The following is a 3551-nucleotide window of genomic DNA, read 5'->3' on the forward strand; positions in this document are numbered from 1 at the left end:
ACTCCCCCACCCCGGTCGGCTGCGCCGACTCGACCCTCCCCATGAAGGGGAGGGAGAGCTAGGCGGTCCTCGCCGCCCGCTTCAGCCCGATCACCTGCAGCTCGGCGAGAACGCCGACGGCGAGCGCCTGGGCGATCACGAAGGCGTAGCCGAGAGCGGTCGGCGCGCTCATCGCCAGGACGGCGACCGAGCCGATCACCCACAGGACGTTGATGGCGATGATGACCTTGACGGCGGCGCGGGAGATTTGCGGACGTGCCGCGACCGCCAGCACCAGCAGGACGAAGGGGACGAGCACCAGGCCCGCCTCGAACAGCACCGCCTTGGAGAGGCCGGTGAGCTCGGCGACGGGGCCCGTGGCGGCGATCAGCAGGACGGCCGAGCCGAGGCTGGCGACGGCGTCGGCGAACAGAACGCGGCGGATGAAGGTCATGGCGGCATCTCCAGGTTGGGCGCCCCGCGGGTGGGGCTGACCTGATCCTGCAAGGACCGCTGACGCGGGTCGATTACGCCTCAGGTAATGGGCTCAGGCCTCCTGGAGCGTCTCGGCCAGCAGCTTGCCGTCGGCGGCCCGGCTGGAGCCGGCGCGCCAGGCGACGACGATCTCGCGGCGCGGATCTACGGCGGCGATCGGCCGGACGGTGATCGGCGCGGTTTCGGCCAGGCCCGCCTCCACCGCCATACCCGGCAGGAAGGTCACCCCCAACCCGGAGCCGACCATCTGCACCAGGGTCGGCAGGGAGGTCGCGGCGAACGCCTCCTCGCCGTCCGGCTTGCGGGGCCGCAGGCCGCAGGCGGCCAGGGCGTGCTCGCGCAGGCAGTGGCCGTCCTCCAGCAGGATCAGATCCTCCTGCTCCAGATCCGAAGGTCGGATCTTCGGCTGGGCGGCCAGACGGTGGTTGGCCGGGAAGGCCGCGAACAGCTCATCGTCGGCCACGCGCGCCCAGGCCAAGCCCGCGACGTCGTACGGCAGAGCGATCAGCGCCGCATCCAGGTGGCCGGCCCGCAGCGAGGTGACCAGCCGCTGGGTGAGGTCCTCGCGCAGGACAGGCGCAGCTTCGGGAACCGCTGGCGCAGCAGGCGCAGCGCCTGGGGCAGCAGGAAGGGGGCGATGGTCGGGATGACGCCGAGGCGGAAGCGGCCGGTCAGCGGCTGGCCGGCGTTGTGGGCCGCCTCCACCAACTCCTCGGCCTCGTTGAGGATGGTCCGGGCCCGGACCAGGGCCTCCTGGCCGAGCGCGGTCAGGATGACGCCCGAGCGGGCCCTGTCCACCACCGGCGCGCCGAGGATCTTCTCCAGCTCCTGGATGCCGGCCGAGAGGGTGGGCTGGGTGACGTGGGCCGCCTCGGCCGCCTTGCTGAAGGAGCCCTGCTCGGCGAGGAGCTTCAGGTAGCTGAGCTGACGGAGGGTCGGGAGCATGGGTCTAAGATAGACCTCCTCTATCTCATTTCCAGAGACAATCGATTGGCCCTCTCGATCGGCTGCGCCTATCTAGCCGCCACTCTCCCAGAGCGCGGCGCAGGCCCCTCCGCCATCGCCTTCGCCGCAGTCCGGGGGCGCGCTCTCCTCCCCTAGCCGCGCGCGCCCCCGGACCCCCATGCCCTGGCGAGGCGCTCCACCCCATCCTTCATCGCCGAGACCGGAAAGCCGGAGAAGCCGAGCAGCACGCCCGGCCTCGGCGGCGCCTTACGATAGAGCCGGCTGATGGCTCGGGTGCTGAGCCCTGCGTGAGCGGCGGCGGCCTCGGCGTCCAGGTCCGACCGGCCGTCCCTAAAATAGGCGATCAGCTGCATGCCCTGGTCCGGGCAGGTGACCTCCAGCTCGTGGCCGAACCGGCGGGCCAGCGCCTGCGCCAGTGCGTCCCGCTGGCGCCCGTAGGCGACCCGGCGCCGGCGGATGTGCGCCGCGAACTCACCGCTCTCCATGAAGTCGAGCAGCACGGCCTGCATCAGGCTGGACGGCTGGCGGTCGGTCAGGTGCCGCTCGACGGATAGCGCCTTCAGCAGCGGGCGCGGGGCGACCATGTAGCCCATGCGCAGGCCCGGGAAGAGCGCCTTGTTGAGGGTGCCGACGTAGATCACCCGCTCCCCGCCATCGAGCCCCTGCAGCGAGGGCAGCGGCGGTCCGGAGTATCGGAATTCCGAGGCGTAGTCGTCCTCCACCACGAAGGCGCCCGCCTGCCGCGCCCAGGCCAGCAGCTCCAGCCGCCGGGCCATCGACAGGGTCACGCCCAGCGGGAACTGATGCGACGGCGTCACGAACGCCATCTTCGCGCCCGGCGCGGCGGCGAGCCCGGCCGCCACGTCGATGCCGGAGGCGTCCACCGGGATCGGGTGGAGCTGCGCCCCGAATTGCGCCAGAGCGTGCCAGGTCGGGTCGTAACAGGGGTCCTCCAGCCACACCGGGTCGCCTGGCCGGACCAGCAGCCGGGCGGCCAGGTCCACCGCGTGTTGGGCGCCGGCGGTGACGATCACCTGGTCCGGCTCGCAGACCACGCCGCGGGCTGCGCGAAGGGAGTCGGCGATGGCCGCCCGCAGCCTAGGATCGCCGCGGGCGTCGGAATAGCCGAAATGGACCGGGCCCAGGGTCCGCAGCGCCCGCCGGCTCGCGCGCGACCAGGCGTCCAGCGCCCGCTCGTCCATCAGCGTGCGCCCGTTGGAGAAGGGCCGCGCCTCAGGCGGCGCGGCCGGCAGGTCGAAGACCTCCAGCTCGGCCACTCGGCCCGGCAGCGGCGGCGGCGCGGCGGCGCCGGGCGCGGGCTGCGCCGGCCGCAGCTCCAGCACCCCGGAGAGGTCGTCCGAGACATAGGTGCCCGAGCCGGCGCGGCCCTCCGCATAGCCCTCCCCCACCAACCGCTCGTAGGCGGCGACGACCGAGGCCCGCGCCACGCCCAGCCGGTGCGCCAGGTCGCGGCTGGACGGCAGCCGCCCGCCGGGCTTCAGCGCGCCGGAATGGATCGCCTCCCTCAGTTGCTCGTAGACGCGGTGGATGCGCGGCTCGCCCGGCGCCGGCGCCTCCCACGGGTAGATCTCGGCCCAGCTCATGATTGGTCTGCTTCGCTCGTCCGAACTGGATCTACTCAGCAGACCACACACGGCCTAGCTCTCCAAGGTCCGAAAGGAGGCCGGCCATGTCCGAGAACCTGACCCCGTCGCCCCGCACCCGCCTGCGCCGTCGGCCCGACCGCGGTCGGTACGACGATGAGAGCCTGTACGCCGTGCTGGACGCCGCCCTGGTGGCCCATATCGGCTATCTGGACGGCGACCAGCCGATGGTCACCCCCACCACCTTCTGGCGGGAAGGCCGGACGCTCTACTGGCACGGGGCGGCGGCCGGCCGGATGTTGGCCCGGAGCGGCTCGGGCGCGCCGGTGTGCGTGACGGTCACCCTGCTGGACGGCCTGATGGTCGGCCGCTCGGGCATCAAGCACTCGGTGAACTTCCGCTCGGCGATGGTCTTCGGAACGGCGCGGCAGGTCACCGGCCTGGACGCCAAGCGGGCGGCGATGGGCGCCTTCCTGGAGCGCCTCTATCCGGGTCGTACGGCCGAGC

Annotated in this window: 3 protein-coding genes and 1 pseudogene; 1 reads left to right on the plus strand and 3 read right to left on the minus strand. The window is 72.6% G+C overall.

Going from position 1 to position 3551, the window contains the following annotated elements:
• Positions 1-58: 58 nt before the first annotated feature.
• From VHK87_RS04480 to VHK87_RS04490, 3 genes and pseudogenes are all read right to left on the minus strand, one after another.
• Complete coding sequence (locus VHK87_RS04480; RefSeq protein ID WP_329633696.1) at positions 59-433, minus strand: hypothetical protein; 375 nt, start codon at positions 431-433, stop codon at positions 59-61.
• 93 nt (positions 434-526) lie between these two features.
• Positions 527-1419: pseudogene (locus VHK87_RS04485) on the minus strand (hydrogen peroxide-inducible genes activator).
• A 152-nt stretch (positions 1420-1571) separates the two neighbouring features.
• Positions 1572-3044 (minus strand): PLP-dependent aminotransferase family protein, encoded by a 1473-nt coding sequence (locus tag VHK87_RS04490; protein WP_329633697.1) that lies wholly within the window; start codon positions 3042-3044, stop codon positions 1572-1574.
• 86 nt (positions 3045-3130) lie between these two features.
• On the opposite strand from VHK87_RS04490, the gene VHK87_RS04495 reads away from it, so the two are divergent.
• On the plus strand, positions 3131-3551 hold a 421-nt coding region (locus VHK87_RS04495), incomplete at its 3' end, for a pyridoxamine 5'-phosphate oxidase family protein (RefSeq protein ID WP_329633698.1).

Source organism: Phenylobacterium sp., assembly GCF_036263695.1.
Classification (GTDB): Bacteria; Pseudomonadota; Alphaproteobacteria; order Caulobacterales; family Caulobacteraceae; genus Phenylobacterium.

What these genes read in the sequence shown, in the direction of transcription:
- VHK87_RS04490 (WP_329633697.1), bottom strand. Translation starts at nt 3,044, where the DNA reads ATGAGCTGGGCCGAGATCTACCCGTGGGAGGCGCCGGCGCCGGGCGAG.
- VHK87_RS04480 (WP_329633696.1), bottom strand. Translation starts at nt 433, where the DNA reads ATGACCTTCATCCGCCGCGTTCTGTTCGCCGACGCCGTCGCCAGCCTC.